The sequence below is a fragment of the Ruania alkalisoli genome, from assembly GCF_014960965.1.
GTDB lineage: Bacteria > Actinomycetota > Actinomycetes > Actinomycetales > Beutenbergiaceae > Ruania > Ruania alkalisoli.
Genome location: NZ_CP063169.1, coordinates 4350380 through 4366824 on the forward strand (window position 1 = coordinate 4350380; position 16445 = coordinate 4366824).

13 protein-coding genes are annotated in these 16445 nt (G+C 69.0%); 10 read left to right on the plus strand and 3 right to left on the minus strand.

The genetic code is table 11. The annotated features are described in order from the left end of the window. Positions 1 to 6: 6 nt before the first annotated feature. From IM660_RS19270 to IM660_RS19280, 3 genes are read left to right on the plus strand one after another with little or no spacing between them, the layout of a single operon-like run. Positions 7 to 1770: an ABC transporter ATP-binding protein/permease gene (locus IM660_RS19270; protein ID WP_193497357.1), complete on the plus strand. Its 1764-nt coding sequence runs from the start codon at positions 7 to 9 to the stop codon at positions 1768 to 1770. After that, positions 1767 to 3665: an ABC transporter ATP-binding protein gene (locus IM660_RS19275; protein WP_193497358.1), complete on the plus strand. Its 1899-nt coding sequence runs from the start codon at positions 1767 to 1769 to the stop codon at positions 3663 to 3665. The genes IM660_RS19270 and IM660_RS19275 overlap by 4 nt, the downstream gene beginning before the upstream one ends. Continuing rightward, positions 3662 to 4411, plus strand: coding sequence for a class I SAM-dependent methyltransferase (locus IM660_RS19280; protein ID WP_193497359.1), 750 nt, complete (start codon positions 3662 to 3664; stop codon positions 4409 to 4411). The genes IM660_RS19275 and IM660_RS19280 overlap by 4 nt, the downstream gene beginning before the upstream one ends. Before the next feature lie 13 nt (positions 4412 to 4424). On the opposite strand, the gene dgoD is transcribed toward IM660_RS19280, so the two are convergent. The 3 genes from dgoD to IM660_RS19295 form a co-directional block, all read right to left on the minus strand. Continuing rightward, the gene (gene dgoD, locus IM660_RS19285; RefSeq protein ID WP_210769039.1) at positions 4425 to 5585 is read right to left on the minus strand and encodes a galactonate dehydratase; all 1161 of its coding nucleotides are present in this window, start codon (positions 5583 to 5585) and stop codon (positions 4425 to 4427) included. A gap of 49 nt (positions 5586 to 5634) precedes the next feature. Then, entirely contained in the window at positions 5635 to 5919 is a 285-nt protein-coding gene (locus tag IM660_RS19290) for a hypothetical protein (RefSeq protein WP_193497360.1), read from the minus strand. Positions 5920 to 6008: 89 nt separating this feature from the next. Beyond that, positions 6009 to 8813, minus strand: coding sequence for a hypothetical protein (locus IM660_RS19295; protein ID WP_193497361.1), 2805 nt, complete (start codon positions 8811 to 8813; stop codon positions 6009 to 6011). A 117-nt stretch (positions 8814 to 8930) separates the two neighbouring features. On the opposite strand from IM660_RS19295, the gene IM660_RS19300 reads away from it, so the two are divergent. From IM660_RS19300 to IM660_RS19330, 7 genes are all read left to right on the plus strand, one after another. Next, entirely contained in the window at positions 8931 to 10112 is a 1182-nt protein-coding gene (locus IM660_RS19300; protein WP_193497362.1) for an ROK family transcriptional regulator, read from the plus strand. Next, positions 10112 to 11089: an alpha/beta fold hydrolase gene (locus tag IM660_RS19305; RefSeq protein ID WP_193497363.1), complete on the plus strand. Its 978-nt coding sequence runs from the start codon at positions 10112 to 10114 to the stop codon at positions 11087 to 11089. The genes IM660_RS19300 and IM660_RS19305 overlap by 1 nt, the downstream gene beginning before the upstream one ends. A 48-nt stretch (positions 11090 to 11137) precedes the next feature. After that, a complete protein-coding gene (locus tag IM660_RS19310; RefSeq protein WP_193497364.1) occupies positions 11138 to 11839 on the plus strand; it encodes a GntR family transcriptional regulator in 702 nt (233 codons plus the stop codon). Positions 11840 to 11973: 134 nt separating this feature from the next. Then, a complete protein-coding gene (gene fgd, locus IM660_RS19315; RefSeq protein ID WP_193497365.1) occupies positions 11974 to 13011 on the plus strand; it encodes a glucose-6-phosphate dehydrogenase (coenzyme-F420) in 1038 nt (345 codons plus the stop codon). 87 nt (positions 13012 to 13098) lie between these two features. Beyond that, on the plus strand, positions 13099 to 14037 hold the full coding sequence (locus tag IM660_RS19320) for an alpha/beta hydrolase (RefSeq protein WP_193497366.1): 939 nt from the start codon (positions 13099 to 13101) through the stop codon (positions 14035 to 14037). Then, positions 14034 to 15443, plus strand: coding sequence for a dihydroorotase (locus tag IM660_RS19325; RefSeq protein ID WP_210769040.1), 1410 nt, complete (start codon positions 14034 to 14036; stop codon positions 15441 to 15443). The genes IM660_RS19320 and IM660_RS19325 overlap by 4 nt, the downstream gene beginning before the upstream one ends. Next, positions 15443 to 16435, plus strand: a complete 993-nt coding sequence (locus tag IM660_RS19330) for an LLM class flavin-dependent oxidoreductase (protein ID WP_210769041.1) — start codon at positions 15443 to 15445, stop codon at positions 16433 to 16435. The genes IM660_RS19325 and IM660_RS19330 overlap by 1 nt, the downstream gene beginning before the upstream one ends. Positions 16436 to 16445 lie beyond the last annotated feature (10 nt).

The following is a 16445-nucleotide window of genomic DNA, read 5'->3' on the forward strand; positions in this document are numbered from 1 at the left end:
TGTCCCATGATGATTGACGCGAACGTCGCGCCCTACGCTCGCCAGGCGTGGCCACGGCTGGCCGGCACAGCAGCCATCACCCTGCTCGCCTCGGGCGCCTCCATCGGCGCAGCGTTCGCCATGGCTGCAGCCTTCACGCGCATCCTCAGCACCGATGGCACACTCCCGGCCGGCCCGCTGACGGCGGCCGTGGCCCTGCTCGGGTTGCGTGCCCTGCTGCTGTGGTGCCGCGACCAGTCCGCACTGCACACCGGAACGGTTGTCGCCCGCAGCATCCGGGAGAAGCTGCTGCGGCACATCGTGGCACTCGGTCCCGCGCACCGATGGCCGGGCGGGCGTGCCAGCGCGCACCTCGCAGCCGTCGACGGCTGCGAGCACCTCAAGGGCTACGTCGGCAACTACCTTCCACAGGTGCTCGCCGCGATACTCGTCCCCGCGGCCCTGACCGTCGCGCTCTTCCTGCGCGACCCGGCCGTGGCGCTCGTGGTGGTCGCCGGTGTGGCATGCGTGCCGCTGGCCCACCGGATCACCAAGCGGCTCCTCGGCGCACGTGCTGCCGAGCACTGGCGAGCCTACGACCGGTATGCAGCCCGCGTGAGCGACAACATCGCCGGGATCGCCACCCTCGCCGGCTTCGGTGCCGCCGAGCGGCGCGGCGCGGCGCTTGCCCGGGACGCGGAGACTCTGCGGGCCGCCACGACGGCGAACATGAACGTCTCCCTCTCCACCTATGTGATCACGTCCGCCGCCATGCTCCTGGGTACGTCGGGGGCGACGCTACTGGCGGCCTGGCACGCGGCCGAGGGCCGGCTGGCTGCTGGGGACGTGTTGTTGGTGCTCTTTCTCGCAGCCGAGTGCTTCCGGCCGCTGCAGGATCTGCAGAGCTACTGGCACGAGGGCTTCTACGGGCTGGCGGCCGCCGCCTCCATCAACCGCATCCTCGCGACCGAACCGCAGGTGACCACGGCCGCGGACGCGACGCCGATCGCGCTCGCCGGACCTCCCGGACTGCGTCTGGAGCACGTCAGTTTCACCTACCCGGGCGCGGAGCGAGCGAGCCTGAACCAGATCAGCGTCACTATCCCCGCGGGCCGGACCACGGCTCTGGTGGGAGCCAGCGGCGCGGGGAAGACCACGCTCACCGCGTTGCTCCTGCGGGATATCGACCCGGATGACGGCTCGGTACTGCTGGTCACCGCGGACGGGCACCACGACCTACGCACTCTCCCGCTGAGTCAGGTGCGCCACATCAGCGCCCGCGTGAGTCAGGACGTGGTGCTGATGGACGGCACCGTGGCCGAGAACGTGCGCCTCGCAGCGCCCACCGATGCCAGCGATACCGAGGTGGACGACGCCATGGCGGCCGCCCGGGTGACCCCCTTCCTCGCCGACCTTCCCGAGGGTCCCGCGAGCCACGTCGGGGAGGGCGGGCGGCGCCTCTCCGGCGGGCAGCGTCAACGGGTGGCGCTGGCACGAGCGCTCGTGCAGCGGGCGCCGCTGCTGGTACTCGACGAGGCCACCAGCGCCCTCGATGGGGAGAACGAGGCCCTCATCACCGAGGCCGTCCGCTCCGGCGACGGCTCGCGCACCACGGTGGTGATCGCGCACCGGCTCTCCACTGTGGCCCACGCCGACCACGTGATCGTGCTGGGCGAAGGCCGTGTGCTGGAGGAAGGCACTGCGGCCCAGCTGGAGGCGGAGGGCGGCCCCTGGGCGGCCATGGTGCGGGCGCAACGGATTGCCGACGGCGGAGCGCAGGTGTTCTCGTGAGCGACCTCGACCAGGGCACGTCAGCGGATGTCGCGCCACAGCGGCACGCACCACCGCATGGCGCGTACGGAACATACGGCGCACCTTCGCCGGGCCTGCGGTTGGACGATGTGCGCGCACTCGGCGCCGTCCTGGCCGGATGGCGGGGCTGGTACGTGGCCGCTCTGACATGGAACGCCGTCGTCCATCTCTCGGCGGCAGTGGCTGCCGGGGCCGCAGCCTATGCGGTGGCAGCCGCCGTCACCGGAGTGGCCGGCAGCACGCGGGTGGAGCTGATGCTGCCGACGGTGCTGGTGCTCGGCGCGACCCTGGTGCGCAGCGTGGCGGTGTGGCAGGAGGCCTACACCAGCCACGACGTCGCATTCCGGGTGCTGGCGCGGGTGCGCGGATGGCTGTTCGCCGGGCTGGCACGGATCGCACCGGGAGGCGTGGCGCGGCGCCGGACGGGCGATCTGACCACCCTGAGCACGAACGACTCCGAGGCGCTGGAGATCTTCCTCGCGCATTCCTCGCTCTACATCATCGGCCGGTTCCTGGCCACGCCTCTGATCGTGGTTGGCCTGGCCCTGATCAGCCTGCCTGCGGCACTGGTGACGCTGCCGTTCCTGGCGCTGGCCGTGCTGGTACCACTCGCGGCGAGGCGCAGCGCCCGGGAGCAGGGGCGGCGTGCGCGGGCAGTGACCGCCGAGATCGGTGCGGACATGCAGGAGAACGTGGGGGCCGTGCGGGAGATCGCAGCGTTCGGACTGCTCGAGGAGCGGTTGGGTCGGCTCGCCGGTCAGCAGACCCGGCTCTGGCGCGCACAGCGGGCGACCACGATCCGTACGGGGGTGGAGACCGCCGTCGGGGGCGTGCTCTCCTCCCTGGTGGCTGTGGCCGCCACCGTAGTGGCCGTACGGGAGGTGGCAGCCGGGCGCCTGGCCCTCGAGTGGCTGCCGGTGGTAGCGGCAGTGGCGGGCGCAACGCCCTCGGCGATCGCCCAGTGGGCTGCGACCACCCGGCACTATGGCAACACCGCGGCTTCGGCGCGACGCATCGAGGAGATCCTCGACGCCCCCGATCCACTGCCGGTCATTCCGGAGTCCGAAGGGTCCAGCCCGACCACCTCGGTGGAGTGCCTTCCGGTCGCAGAACCCTCCGATCGCGGCCTGAGCACACCCCATATCCGGGTGGAATCGGTCACCTACAGCTGGCCCGGTGCGCCCCGGCCAGCCGTGCGAGATGTCAGCGTGGCGATCGGGGCCGGGGAGACGGTCGCGCTGGCTGGCGCGAGCGGGGCGGGCAAGTCCACGCTGGGGGCGCTGCTGGCCCGTTGGTATGACCCGGACGTCGGGCGCATCCTCGTCGGGGGCACGGACGTGCGCGCGATGGAGCGAGCCGAACGGGTGGCCACCGTGTGCCTGGTGCCGCAGGAGCCGTACCTGTTCGCCGAATCGGTGCGGGAGAACCTCGCCGTGGCCCTACCGCACGAGCTTCCCGACGACGCCCTGTGGGAGGCACTGGAACGCACCCGCGCAGCTGATGTGGTCCGCGGGATGCCGCACGGGCTGGACACGGTGCTCGCCGATCGCGGGCGCAGCCTCTCCGGAGGCGAACGGCAGCGACTGGCGCTGGCTCGCGCTGCGCTGCGCCGGCCGGAGGTGCTCATCCTGGACGAAGCCGTCAGTCAGCTCGACGTCGAGAACGAGGTGGCGCTACGGGACAGTCTCATCGGCACCGCCACCACCACCGTGGTCATCGCGCACCGGCTCAGCACGCTGGTGACCACACCACGGGTGCTCGTTCTCGACGGCGGATCACTGGTGGGTGACGGCACGCACGAGGAGCTGCTGGCCGGATGCGACGCCTACCGGCGCCTGGTCCGTCCCCAGCTCGACCTACGGAAGGGCACATGATGAAGGCAGCGCAATTCTGGGCCACAGGCGACTATGCGACGGTCGGTGACTTGTGGAGTCAGCCAGGCCGGGATCTACCCGCTCGGCTGAGCGTGACCGGGAAGGACGTCGTGGACCTGGCCACCGGCACCGGGGTCACCGCAATCGCGGCCGCCCGGGCCGGCGCGGGCGCGGTGACCGGGGTGGACGTCACCCCGTCGTTGTTGGTCGAGGCACGGCGGCGGGCGGGTGACCTGCCGATCCGCTGGGTGGAGGCGGATGTGACGGCGTTGCCGCTACCGGACGACTCGGCCGATCTGGCGGTGTCCACCTTCGGGATGGTGTTCGCCGAGCCCGGGAGCGCGTTCGGGGAGGCACGGCGGATCGTGCGACCGGGCGGTCGGGTGGTGACGACCAGCTGGTCGGAGGAGGGGTTCTTCGGACGACTGCGGCGCACGCTCGCCCCGTACGCACCCGACGCGCCCGAACCTTGGCACGAGAACGCCGTCGGGATCCGGAACGTGCTGGGGCCCGGGGCGGAGGTGGCGGAGGCGTCGTTCGTGATGACCGTGGCCTCGCCGGAAGACTTCGTCGAGATGCTCGAGCGGCACAGTGCACCCATCGTGCTGCTCTCCCGCGGCATCGGCGAGCAGTGGCTGACCGCCCGCCAGGCATTGGTGGACCTGGCGGCTACTTCGGGAACCTGGCAGGGCGATCAGTTCGAGATCGTGGTCTCGTACCTGATCACGTCGATCTCGGTGGAGTGATCCTCGGGAATGCTCACCACTCCGCGAGGCTGCCGTCGGCGTGGTTCCAGGTAGGCGTGGCCCACTCGTGCCCGTGAGCGGCTGCCTTGCGCACTTCGGCCTCGTCGATCTCGACACCCAGGCCCGGGCCGGTGAGCCGGTCGATGTGCCCCTCGCGCACGTCGAACGGGCTGGTGTCGACCAGATAGTCGAGCAGATCCCAGCCCTCGTTGTAGTGGATGCCGAGGCTGGACTCCTGGATCACCGTGTTGGGTGAGACCAGGTCCACCTGCAGGCAGGAGGCGAGTGCGATCGGGCCGAGCGGGCAGTGCGGGGCCAGGCCGGCGCCGTAGGTCTCGGCCATCGCTGCGATCCGGCGGGTCTCGGAGATACCGCCGGCGTGGGAGATGTCGGGCTGGGCCACCGCGATGCCCGCCTCGAGCAACGGTTTGAAGTCCCAGCGGGAGAAGGCCCGCTCGCCGGTGGCGATCGGAATCGAGCTGCGCTCCACCAGCCGCGGCAGGTGCTCGGCGGAGAGCTCGGGCACCACCGGCTCCTCCACCCACATCGGCATCAGTTCCTCGAGCAGGGGAAGTAGCCGGTGCGCCATCGCCGGGGAGACGCGGCCGTGGAAGTCCAGTGCGAAGTCGCCGGAGTCGCCCAGCGTCTCCCGGGCGGCGCGGGCGCGGTCGACCACATCGGTGATGGCGGCAGGTGAGTCGATGTGCCGGAGCGCCCCGGAGGCGTTCATCTTCACGGCGGTGAAGCCCTGGTCCAGGCGTGCCTGGATGTGCTCGCGCACCCCGGCGGGGTCGTCTCCGCCCACCCAGGAGTAGGTGCGCACCCGGTCCCGCACCGCTCCCCCGAGCAGGTCGTGCACAGGCACCCCGAGCCGCTTGCCGGCGATGTCCCACAGGGCCTGGTCATACCCGGCAATGGCACTGTTGAGTACTGGCCCGTGGCGGTAGAAGCCGGAGCGCGTCAGGCGCTGCCAGGTGTCCTCGATGCGGCTCGCATCGCTGCCCATCACCTGGGGCGCCAGCTCGTGCACGGCGGCCTCGACTGTGGCGGCACGGCCCTCCAGCACAGGTTCGCCCCAGCCGACGAGCCCGTCGGAGGTCTCCACCCGCAGGAACAGCCACCGCGGAGGCACTCGGAACGTTTCGATCTTGGTGATGGTCGTCGATGAACTCACCCCAGCAACCTACCGCCACCGGTGTGGGGTGCGTTTCACCGGCGCGAGCTCATGGCAGCGAGCCGTCGTAATGCGGCCACAGGACGATGACCCGGATCGCATCGTTGGAACTGTCCAACCTGGCGTACCCGTGCGGCGGTGGGTCGCCGTCAAGCACACTGTCGACCTCGGATACGAGCCGATCGAGGCCCCGCACCCTGGCGAAGGCACGCAGTCGTTCGCGTGCATGGCACTGCGGTTCGCGCACCGCCAGGAGCCGTCTGCTCGGAGCAGTCGGGTGCTCGGGATCGATCTGTTTCACGAGCAGGCGGACGGGCGTGTCGTACCCGATCACACGATCTCCCTTCCGGAGTGCCACCGTCCCCGGTGCGTGCGCAGTTCCCGCGGCGCGCTCGCGCGCGCCACGGGAACTGCGGTGCAGGGTCAGCGACCGGCGTTCAGCCGACGTCGGACGATGAGCAGGCACGAACCGCCGAAGAGCGCCAGGCTCGCCAGCACAGCAAGGACTGCCACCAACGGGCTCGTCCCGGTGTCAGCCAGGTCGCCGTCCTGACCAGTCCCATCACCGTCCACGTCCCCACCATCGCCGGTGGGACCGCCGTCGCCCGTCGGGTCCGTCGGATCCGTGGGGGTGCCAGGGTCCGTCGGATCGGTGGGATCCGTCGGATCGACCGCGTCGATGGTGATCTCCGCTTCGGCCCAAGACTCACCGGCGTCGGCCCGCACGGTGACCGTGCCCGCGGCTCCGGTCGGCAGCGCGAGCATTGCCCGGCCTGCGCCGTCGGCTCCGGTGGTCAGTGTCGCCAGTTCCTCACCATCAACGAGCAGCCGGTATTCGGTGTCCGGCTCGCCGCCGGTGAGCCCGATGCTGATCTCATCCCCGGCGTCGGCCTCACCGGGCGCCGTGATGGCGATCGGCAGGTCGATCGTGCACTGTTGCGCCTGAGCCACCACCGTGCGGATCTCGGTGAGTACCCCGGCGTCTCCGCCGGCGACGAGCTCGAGCTGCAGGCTTCGTAGCGCCGTCTGCACGTCCTCGTCGGTGCCGTCCGTGCGGGCACTCTCCAGGTCGGCCAGCGCCGCTGCGACGGCGTCCTGCACGTCGGCCGGCAGCTCCTCCCACTCCGGGGTTGCCATCAGTTCCCGCACAATTTCGAGTTCACCGAGGAGTGCGTCGTCGGTGTCGCTGGTGTACGGGCGATCGGTCGTGCACACCTGCCCGGCGTTGAGGAACCGGGTCAGGAAGGTGTGCGCAGCGATCTGCGCCGTGCGCTCCTCCCGCAGCCCGTAGTTGCTCTCGGAGTTGTCGAGGTAGGTACGTCCGTCCTCGAACCGGTCCTGCAGCGCGATCGCATCCTGTAGGTGGCGTTCGGCCCAGACGGCAGGCGGGGTGCTGACGTCCCCGCCGACGTCGTAGGTTGCAGCGATCACGTCACCCTGGGCGAAGTAGAGCGGGAAGGTGCTTCCCCAGTCGTTGCCGTCGGGGTAGTAGATCGAGGACTCACCGGGCACGTAGATGGTGCCGCCCGGTGCCTGCCACGGTGGGGAGTCGAACTGCAGGTCGACGAAGGCCTCGTAGGTCAGGTCGATGTTGTGGAAGAAGGCTTCCGCCGGCTGCTGGCCGCCTAGCTGCTGGGTGAGGGCGGAATTGACGTTCTGGTCGAAGGCGAGCATGTAGATGGGGTGCATGAGGTTGTGGTTCTCGACGGTGCCGTCGGACTCGACGTTCGAGCCGGTCAGCATCTCATCCAGCGCCCGGCCGTTGATGACCTCGCTGCTGTCGACGTCCTGCGGCGTCGCCCAGCCAGCCAGGGCGAGGTCGATGGCGTCGGAGCGCCACTGGTCGCTGTTGGCGGCCTCGGGCATCATGGTGGCCGCCAGGCCCGAGAGCGAGCTGCGCCAGGTGTTCTCCTCAGCCTTGGTGTCACCCGGGATCACGATGGTGCCCTCAGCGTTGCGGTAGTACTCGGGGTCGACCATCTGGTCAGCCTCCATGGCGACCATGTTCGTCACGCACGCCTGCTGAGCCGGGCTGAAGTCGTCCCAGAGCAGCCAGGCGGCGAAGCCGTTGTAGTAGGCCCACAACGAGGCCTGCCACCGGTCCGCCTCCGGTCCCCATCCTGCGGGGTTGTTCGATCGGTGCTCGGCGGCTGCGGAGGAAACCATCCGGACGATGCGCTCGCGGACCTCGTCCTCGGTGACGCCGGTGTCCTCTGGGTCGTAGCCGCCGGTGGCTACCAGAATGGACATGTTGACCGCGGCCATGGAGACACCGCGCAGCGCGTACTCGGGTGCTCCCACCCGGCGCGAGAGCGGGATGTACTCACCGGGCTCGGCGGCGAACTCCTCATCCCAGAAGGTGGTCGTGATGTAGCGGTTGGCGTTCTGCGCGGCTTCAAGGCTCAGCTGGGTGAGCTCATCGGTGGGGATCGCGTGGTCGAGGACTGACGCATCCGGGGTCGCCACCGGCATGGCGGTGTCCGCAGCGGCCTCGCACGCCGCCCAGGGCTCCTGCCTGGGCGAGGAGGTGAGGGAGATGCTCCCGAGGGAGCCGCGATAGAAGAACCCGTCGCCGAGGTCGTCGCCGTTGCCCAGCCGGATCGGACTGTTCCCGCTGTTGATCAACGGGATCCCGATCTCGCCGGTGACGGTCACGTCGGCGCCGCCGCTGATCTCGGTCGTCAGCGAGCCGGGCGTGTACGTCACGGTGATGTCATAGCTCGTGCCCGGCTGAGCGATCACACCGGTGGGGAACTGTGCCCACTGTCCCTGGCCCACCACACGAGACCAGAAGCGGAACTCGCCATTGGGCATGATGTAGAGGGCCCAGCCCTGGTTGTTGCTGGAGCGGCTCGTCGCCACGGCCTGGTGGGAACCGGTACGACTTCCGGGAACCACGTCGGTGAGCTCGAGCACCCACTCGCCGTTGCCAGGCTCGAGATTTCGCTCGTACGGAAGGCGGATCTCGGAGTCATCCGACGCTGAGAACTGCGCACTGCCATCGGCGAAGGTCACGTCATCCAGGACCTCACCGTCGCGATCTTCCACGGAGTCGCTCGCGTCCGTCTCAAGCTCCCACGTGGAACTGAATACGTCGCCATCATCTGCCGTCGCAGGGGACGCGGCGATGAGGCCGAGGGCCAGCGCTGCAGTCAGCGCGCCAGCGATCGTACGGGAGACGTGTGGTCGGGATGGACTCGGGTGCCGTCCTGGGACGTGTGGGGACATCGGGAAGTCTCCTCGTGAGACAAGGGGGATGTGAGCGGACAAATCATGTGTAACAGGGCTCACAGGACATACGCAAGGTTCATTCGTAAATGATTTTTCGTTTAGTAGGGTGGGAGCGTGACTGTCGACATGGCCGAGCACGCGCGTGGAACTGGCCGCCTCCGAGTGCTCAACACCCGTCATGTCCTAGGTGCGATGCGGCGCGCCCAGGAGCCGGTGCGGATCTCCGAGCTGGCGCAGATGACGTCGCTGACGCGACCGACCGTCTCGCACATCGTGGCCGCTCTGGAGAATCGCGGCTGGGTGCATCGGCTCGAACCTGCCGGGAACACTGGTCGGCCCGCTGTCCGCTACAGCGTCGCCCTCGACCGATTCGCGGCGGTGGGCGCCGATGCCGGTGCGCATCGCGCCGTGGTGGAAGTCGCCACCCTGGACGGCGCTCGCCGAGCCAGACGCGAGCATCGCCGCCCCATCCAGCTGGGCGAGGACATGCTGGCAGTGTTGAGCTCGATGATGGGCGAAGCGCTCGCGGAGGCCGGAATGTCCCAGGCGGACGTGCTGGCGGCCACCGTGGCGAGCCCAGGGATCGTTGCAGAGACCTCCGGTGGGATCGAACTACGCACCGGACTCGGCGCATGGACTGCGGCCGACGTCGTCGCGGCACTTCAACCGCTGGTGACGGGCCGCGTCACCGTCGAGAACGACGCCAACCTGGCAGCACACGCGATGCGCACGATGCCGGACATGCCGGAGGACTTCATCGGCTTGCAGTGGGGGCAGCGCCTGGGCGCGGGTCTGGTCCTCGACGGTCAGGTGTTCCGAGGGCGCCGCGGTGGAGCTGGCGAGCTGGGCGCACTGCTCGTGGAGGACCCGGCCACCGGAGCCACTCGGGTCCTCGAAGAAGTCGTTCGCTCCGACCGGCTGCCCCTGCATGGCGACCTGCCAGACCTGAGCACAGAAGCGCTGATCAACCGAGCCGATACCGGCGATCTGGTGGCACAACGAGCTCTCGCGCGCGGTATCGACCCGCTCGCCGCCGCGGTGGCTCCACTCTGCGTCGGACTGGACCTTCGCACCGTGGCGATCTCGGGCGGGATCGCTCGCTCCGGCCCGGCCCTCGTCACCGCATTCCACGACCGACTGGCAGCACACGGAGCCACCGATATCGACTGCCGGCTCTCCAGCTTCCGCGAAGACACCGTGCTGCGCGGGGCGGTGAGCACCGCCGTCGACAGCGGATGGGCCACATTGATGGAGGCGTGCGGCGCTGGGAGCCCCGAGCAGTCGAGGAAGACCTGATGTATCCCCGTACGGCGCCGCACACTCACGGACTGCTGACCGCCTCCGACGGCCAGTCGATCTCTTGGGAGGAGGCAGGCACTCCAGACGGCGTCCCTGCCGTATACCTGCACGGTGGCCCAGGTGGTGGACTGGGTCAGGGTGGGTACGTCACGAAGTTCGACCCCGACCGGTACCGCATCATCGGGCTGGACCAGCGCGGCTGTGGGCGGTCGGTTCCGCTCGCCCACGATCCGGCGCATGACCTCGACGCCAACACCACGCCGCGCCTGATCGCTGACCTCGAGGAGCTGCGCACGCACCTGGGAATCGCGGCGTGGGTGGTCAACGGTGTCTCCTGGGGCAGCACGCTCGCGATCGCCTACGCCCAGGCGCACCCGGACCGGACGCTGGGGATCGTGCTGTTCGCCGTCACGACGACGTCCCGCGCCGAGGTGGACTGGATCACCGAAGGAGTGGGCAGGGTGTTCCCGGAGGAATGGGAGCGCTACGCAGCGTTCGCCGCCTCGCACGACCCGGCCTACCGCCGTCGGGAATCGCGCCTGGTGGAAGCCTACGCGCGGCTGCTGCGCGACCCGGCCACCCGGGAGGACGCCTCGCAGGCGTGGGCACGCTGGGAGGACGTACACGTCTCCATCGGGGCGGGCGGTTTCCAGCCCGATCCACGCTGGGCAGACGACGACTACCGGCACGCGTTCACGGTGCTGACCAGCCACTACTGGGCGCACGACGGGTTCACCGTGCCGCCACTGCTGGAGCAGATGGACCGGATCGCGCACATCCCGGCGGCGCTGATCCATGGGCGACGCGACATCAGCGGCCCGGTGCACACGGCGTGGGAGCTACACCGGCGGTGGCCGGCCAGCCGCCTGGTGATCGACGAGGGCGACGGGCACGGCGGGGATGGAATGGTCGCCGAGTGGGTGCGAGCGAACGACCAACTCGCCGCACGCTGGGCGTCCGATCGACGGAAGTGAGACCATCCGCACTGAACGTTCGCCGCACATCCGATAGGTTCTGGATCCATGATCCCAAATGCAGGCTCGGCGGGCGCCGATCTCCAGGAGCTCGCCCAGCGCCATCACACGGCCTACCGCTCGGTAGGTGCCATGGTCTACGGGCTGCTGCAGGAGGCGATCCTCAGTGGCACGCTCCGACCCGGGCAGAAGTTGCGGCAGGAGACCCTTGCCGAGCAGATCGGCGTCTCCCGGCTGCCCGTGCGTTCGGCGCTGATCCAGCTTGAGTCTGACGGCTTGGTCGAGTTCCATGATCGGCGCGGTGCCACCGTGCGGTCCATCTCGCCGGATCAGGCCAAAGAGGTGTACCGCATCCGCGCACTGCTCGAGGTGGACGCGCTGAAGCAATCGATGAAGCGCTCTTCGCCCGAGCGGGTCGAGCGACTGCGCGATCTGGCCAAGGCGGCCGACGGTCAGCACGAGGGCCCCGAGTTCGTGGAGGCTCGCACGCAGTTCTACGCCGAGCTCTACGACGCTGAGCACAACCCGATCACCTGGGAGATGATCGAGCAGCTGCGCCTGAAGATGGGCCGCTATGTACTCGGGTGGCGCGTGGTGGGCGGTTCGCACACTCACTCGCACGAAGATCTCGTGGACGCGTTCGCCTCGGGTGACGCCACGAAGGCGAGCGCGCTGTTGCGCAAGCACCTCGCCGAGGTACTCAAGGGCGTTCTGGGCTGGCTCGAGGCCGAGGCCACCGGCACAGACTGATCTTCGAGCCGATCTCCGCTCGGCGGCGCACTCGGCCAGCGCATCGCAGCAAGTTCTCTTGAATTCTGGATCCAGAATCCAATCTGTGTCAGGATGGGCCCCAGCCTGCACCGCTGACGATGCGAGGGAGCACCATGACACTGACGTTGGGTTACAAGGCCTCGGCCGAGCAGTTCGCGCCCCGAGAGCTCGTCGAGCTCGCCGTGGCGGCCGAGGCGCACGGGATGGAGTCGGTGGCCGTGAGCGACCACTTCCAGCCGTGGCGCCACGAGGGCGGCCACGCCCCGTTCTCCCTGGCCTGGATGGCCGCCGTCGGGGAACGCACCTCCACCATCCGGATCGGCACCTCGGTGATGACCCCGACGTTCCGGTACAACCCCGCCGTACTCGCCCAGGCATTCGCGACGCTCGGCTGCCTCTACCCGGGCCGGATCATGCTGGGAGTGGGCAGCGGGGAGGCGTTGAACGAGATCGCCACCGGCTTCCGCGGCGCAGGCGAGCAGGACTGGCCACCGTTCAAGGAGCGCTTTGCCCGGCTGCGCGAGTCGGTCCGCCTGATGCGTGAGCTGTGGTCCGGCGACCGGGTGTCCTTCGAGGGCGAGTACTACTCCACCCACGGCGCCTCGATCTACGACCGCCCCGACGGCGGGATCCCGATCTACATCGCGGCCGGCGGTCCGGTGATGGCCAAGTACGTGGGCCGCGTGGCCGACGGGTTCATCTGCACGTCCGGCAAGGGCGAGGAGCTCTACACCGAGAAGCTGTTGCCCGCGCTCGCCGAGGGCGCGAGCCTGAACGACCGTGACCCAGCGACCATCGACCGGATGATCGAGATCAAACTCTCCTACGAGGAGAGTGAGCAGACGGCCCTGGAAAACACCCGGTTCTGGTCCCCGCTCTCCCTCACCCCGGAGCAGAAGCACTCCATCTCCGACCCGCTCGAGATGGAACGCGCCGCCGATGCCCTCCCGATCGAGCAGATCGCGAAGCGCTGGATCGTGGGCACCGACCCGGACACGGTGGCCGAGCAGATCGGCCAGTACGTGCGCTGGGGATTCAACCACCTGGTCTTCCACGCACCCGGCCACGACCAGCGGCGGTTCCTGCAGCTGTTCGAGCGCGACCTGGCACCTCGGTTGCGCGCTCTCGACGCGACCATCCGGGCGGCGTAGCACCGCGCACCGATCGATCGGATCCGTGGCACAGCAGATGCACTGATCGGATCCAGAATCCAGACTAGAAGCGTCGAAGGAGACAGTATGCAGACCACAGCCGTGGAGTTCTACAGCGAAGGCGAGCCGATCGCCGGCCTGTGGCGCCGGCCAGACGGCACGGCACCCGTCCGGGCAATCGTGCAGGGGCCGGGCTGGCTCGGGCTCAAGGACGCCAACCTGTACGTGCGCTACCACGAGGCCCTGGTGGCCGCCGGGTTCGGTGTGCTGGTGTTCGACTACCGCGGCTTCGGCGACTCCGGCGGCGATCGCGGGATCATCTCCCCCGGCGCCCAGCTACGCGACCTGATCAACGCCGTCACCTATCTGACCACCCGCGAGGACGTGGACGCCGACGCCATCGGGGTCTTCGGCACCGGAGGCACCGGAGGCGGCAATGCCGTGCTGCTCGCCGAGGCGGACGACCGGATCCGGGCCGCGGTGAGTCAGGTACCAGTGGCCGACGGACGCGACTGGTTGCACCGGATGCGCCAGGAGCACGAGTGGCTGACCTTCCTCAAGGACCTGGATGTGGACCGAAAGGAACGCGTGCTCACCGGGCATGGGCGGATGGTTCACCCGCGCGAGGAGATCATGGTGCCCACCCCCGAACGCCGGGCCACCACCGTCAAGTCCGACGTGGACGGGCGCATCCCGTCCTCGGTGCCGCTGGCCTGCGCGGAGGAGATCCTCGCCTATCAGCCGATCGAGGCCGCCGGGCGCCTGAGCACCCCGCTGATGATCGTCGCCGTCGAGGCAGACGCCACCACGCCCACCGATCACGCTGAGCGGTTGTACGCCGCCGCACGCGGCCCGAAGGCGCTGCTGATGCAGCGCCACACCACCCACTACGCGGCCTACGACCGGTACTGGGAACAGACCACCCCCCGCATCGTCGACTGGTTCGACCGCCACGTGCGGCCCAGTTCCGTCGACGTCCACACCAGCAGCTCGCCCGACGCGAGCGTCGAATACCTGGAGGCATGACCATGATCGATCTGAGGATCGCTGGCGGAACGGTTGTGACGCCGTCGGGACCCAGCGCAGCCGACCTGCTCATTCAGGGGGGCGTGATCGCCGGCATCGTCGCACCGGAGGTCGACATCCCCACCGCGCGCACGATCGATGCGACCGGACGGCTCGTGCTGCCCGGCATGGTCGACGTGCACGTGCACACCCGCGAGCCCGGGTACGAGCACAAGGAAGACATCCTCACCACCAGCCAGCAGGCGGCTGCCGGGGGTGTCACCACGATCTTCGGGATGCCGAACCTCAAGCCGCCCACCGTGGACAGGGCCACCCTGCAGGACGTCTTCGACCGGTACGCGCGCACCTCGCTCGTGGACTTCAACCACAACCCGGCACCCACCAAGTTCGACGAGATCGACGGCATGGCCGCGATGGGTGTCAACGCGTTCAAGATCTACATGGTGGTCGACACCGGCCGTGACTACCCGCACCCCTCGGGCACCGGCATCCACGATCACGGTCACCTGCTGCAGATCATGGACCGTATCGCCACCACCGGGAAGCGGTTCATCATCCACCCGCACGACCAGGCGCTGATGGACTACATCGAGGGTGAGGTGCTCGGCCGCGGCGATAACACCCCGGAGGGCTACGCCTCCGCGTACGCCGCCCGGGAAGGCGTCATCTGGGATACCGCGATCGATGTGGTGCTCCGCCTCGCCGAGGCATCCGGCTGCCCGATCCATATCGCGCACATGCAGACCCGCCGCTCCATCGACGCGGTCCGGCGAGCGAAGGCCGCCGGGATCGACGTGACCTGCGAGGTCAATCACTGGGCGCCGTTCCTGTCCACCTGGGAGGACGTGCAGACCCTCGGCCCGTACGCCCTCTCCTACTGGGTGCCCGACGACAACCGGGCCGCCGTGTGGGAAGGCATGCGCGACGGCACCATCGATATCGCCAGCTCCGACCACGCCCCGCATACCCGCGAGGAGAAGGAGATCGGCTGGACCGAGATGTGGAGCGCCCACACCGGCACCCCCGGCATCCAGTACTACTACGAGCTCATGCTGGACGCGGTGAACCGCGGCGAGCTGAGCCTGGCCCGCGCTGTGGACATGGTGGCCGGCTCCCCCGCGGCCAACTTCGGTCTCGGCGGGATCAAGGGCGGGCTCGTCTGCGGAGCCGATGCCGATGTGGTGATCGCGGACATGGACCACGAGTGGACGATCACGAACGACGACGTGCTCTCCCGGTGCGGCTGGACCCCGTATGACGGGCGCACCATCTCCGCACGCATCGAACGCACGCTGGTGCGCGGCACCGAGGTCTACGCCGACGGCGACGTCGTGGGCGAACCAGGAACAGGGCGACTGGCCGCGGCCGGCGCCAACAGGACGGCTCTGGCCGGAAAGGGACTCTGATGGCGATGAAGTTCGGGCTGCTGCTGCCGCATTTCGGTGAGCAGGCCAGCCGCGAGAAGCTCCTCGAGGGATCGAAGCTCGCCGAGGCGCGCGGGTTCGACTCGGTGTGGGTGCGTGACCACCTGGTCTTCGAACCGCACGGGGAGATGGAGAAGCCCAACCGCACGTTCTACGACGCGCTCATCACCCTGACGGCGATCGGCGCCGTCACCGACAAGCTCCAGCTGGGCACCGGGTCCCTGATCCCGTTCCGGCACCCGCTGATCACCGCGCTGATGACCGGCACCATGACCCAGCTCCTCGGCGACCGGCTGATCCTCGGGTTCGGCGCCGGAACCTTCGATCACGAGTTCGAGGCGATCGGCTGGGGCGATCTGAACCGGGTGGAGCTCGTACGCTCCAACGCCGAGATCCTCAAGCGCGTCTTCACCGAGAACAACGTCGACTACGACGACGGCATCTTCTCCTTCAACGACATCACCGTCGAGCCCAAACCAGTGGGCGGGCAGATCCCGTTCTGGTATTGCGGCGCCACCCCGAAATCGGCCCGCCTGGCAGCCGAGTACGCCGACGGCTGGATGCCGGGACGTATCTCCCTGCGAACCATGGAGAAGCGGATCGCCGTGATGCGGGAGATGACCGCCGAGAGCGGCCGGCCGATGCCCACTGTCGGGGTCATCCCGCCCACCTCGATCGAGGAAACCCGCGAGGAGGCGCTCAAGCACGTCAACATTCCCGGGCTGCTCGCGTGGGCGAACAAGGCCAAGTTCGCCGTCAAGCCACCCTCGGGTACCTTCGAGACCGTCGAGGACCTGGAGGGTCAGCTCATCGTCGGCGATCCCGAGCAGGCGGTGGCTGAGCTGCGGAAGTTCGAGGCGCTCGGAGTCGAGCACCTCGTCTTCGACTTCCGGTTCAAGTTCGACAGGTTCTTCGACCAGATCGAGCTTCTCGGCACCGAGGTGCTCCCGAGGTTCCGCGATGGCTCTGCCTGACATCCGCACC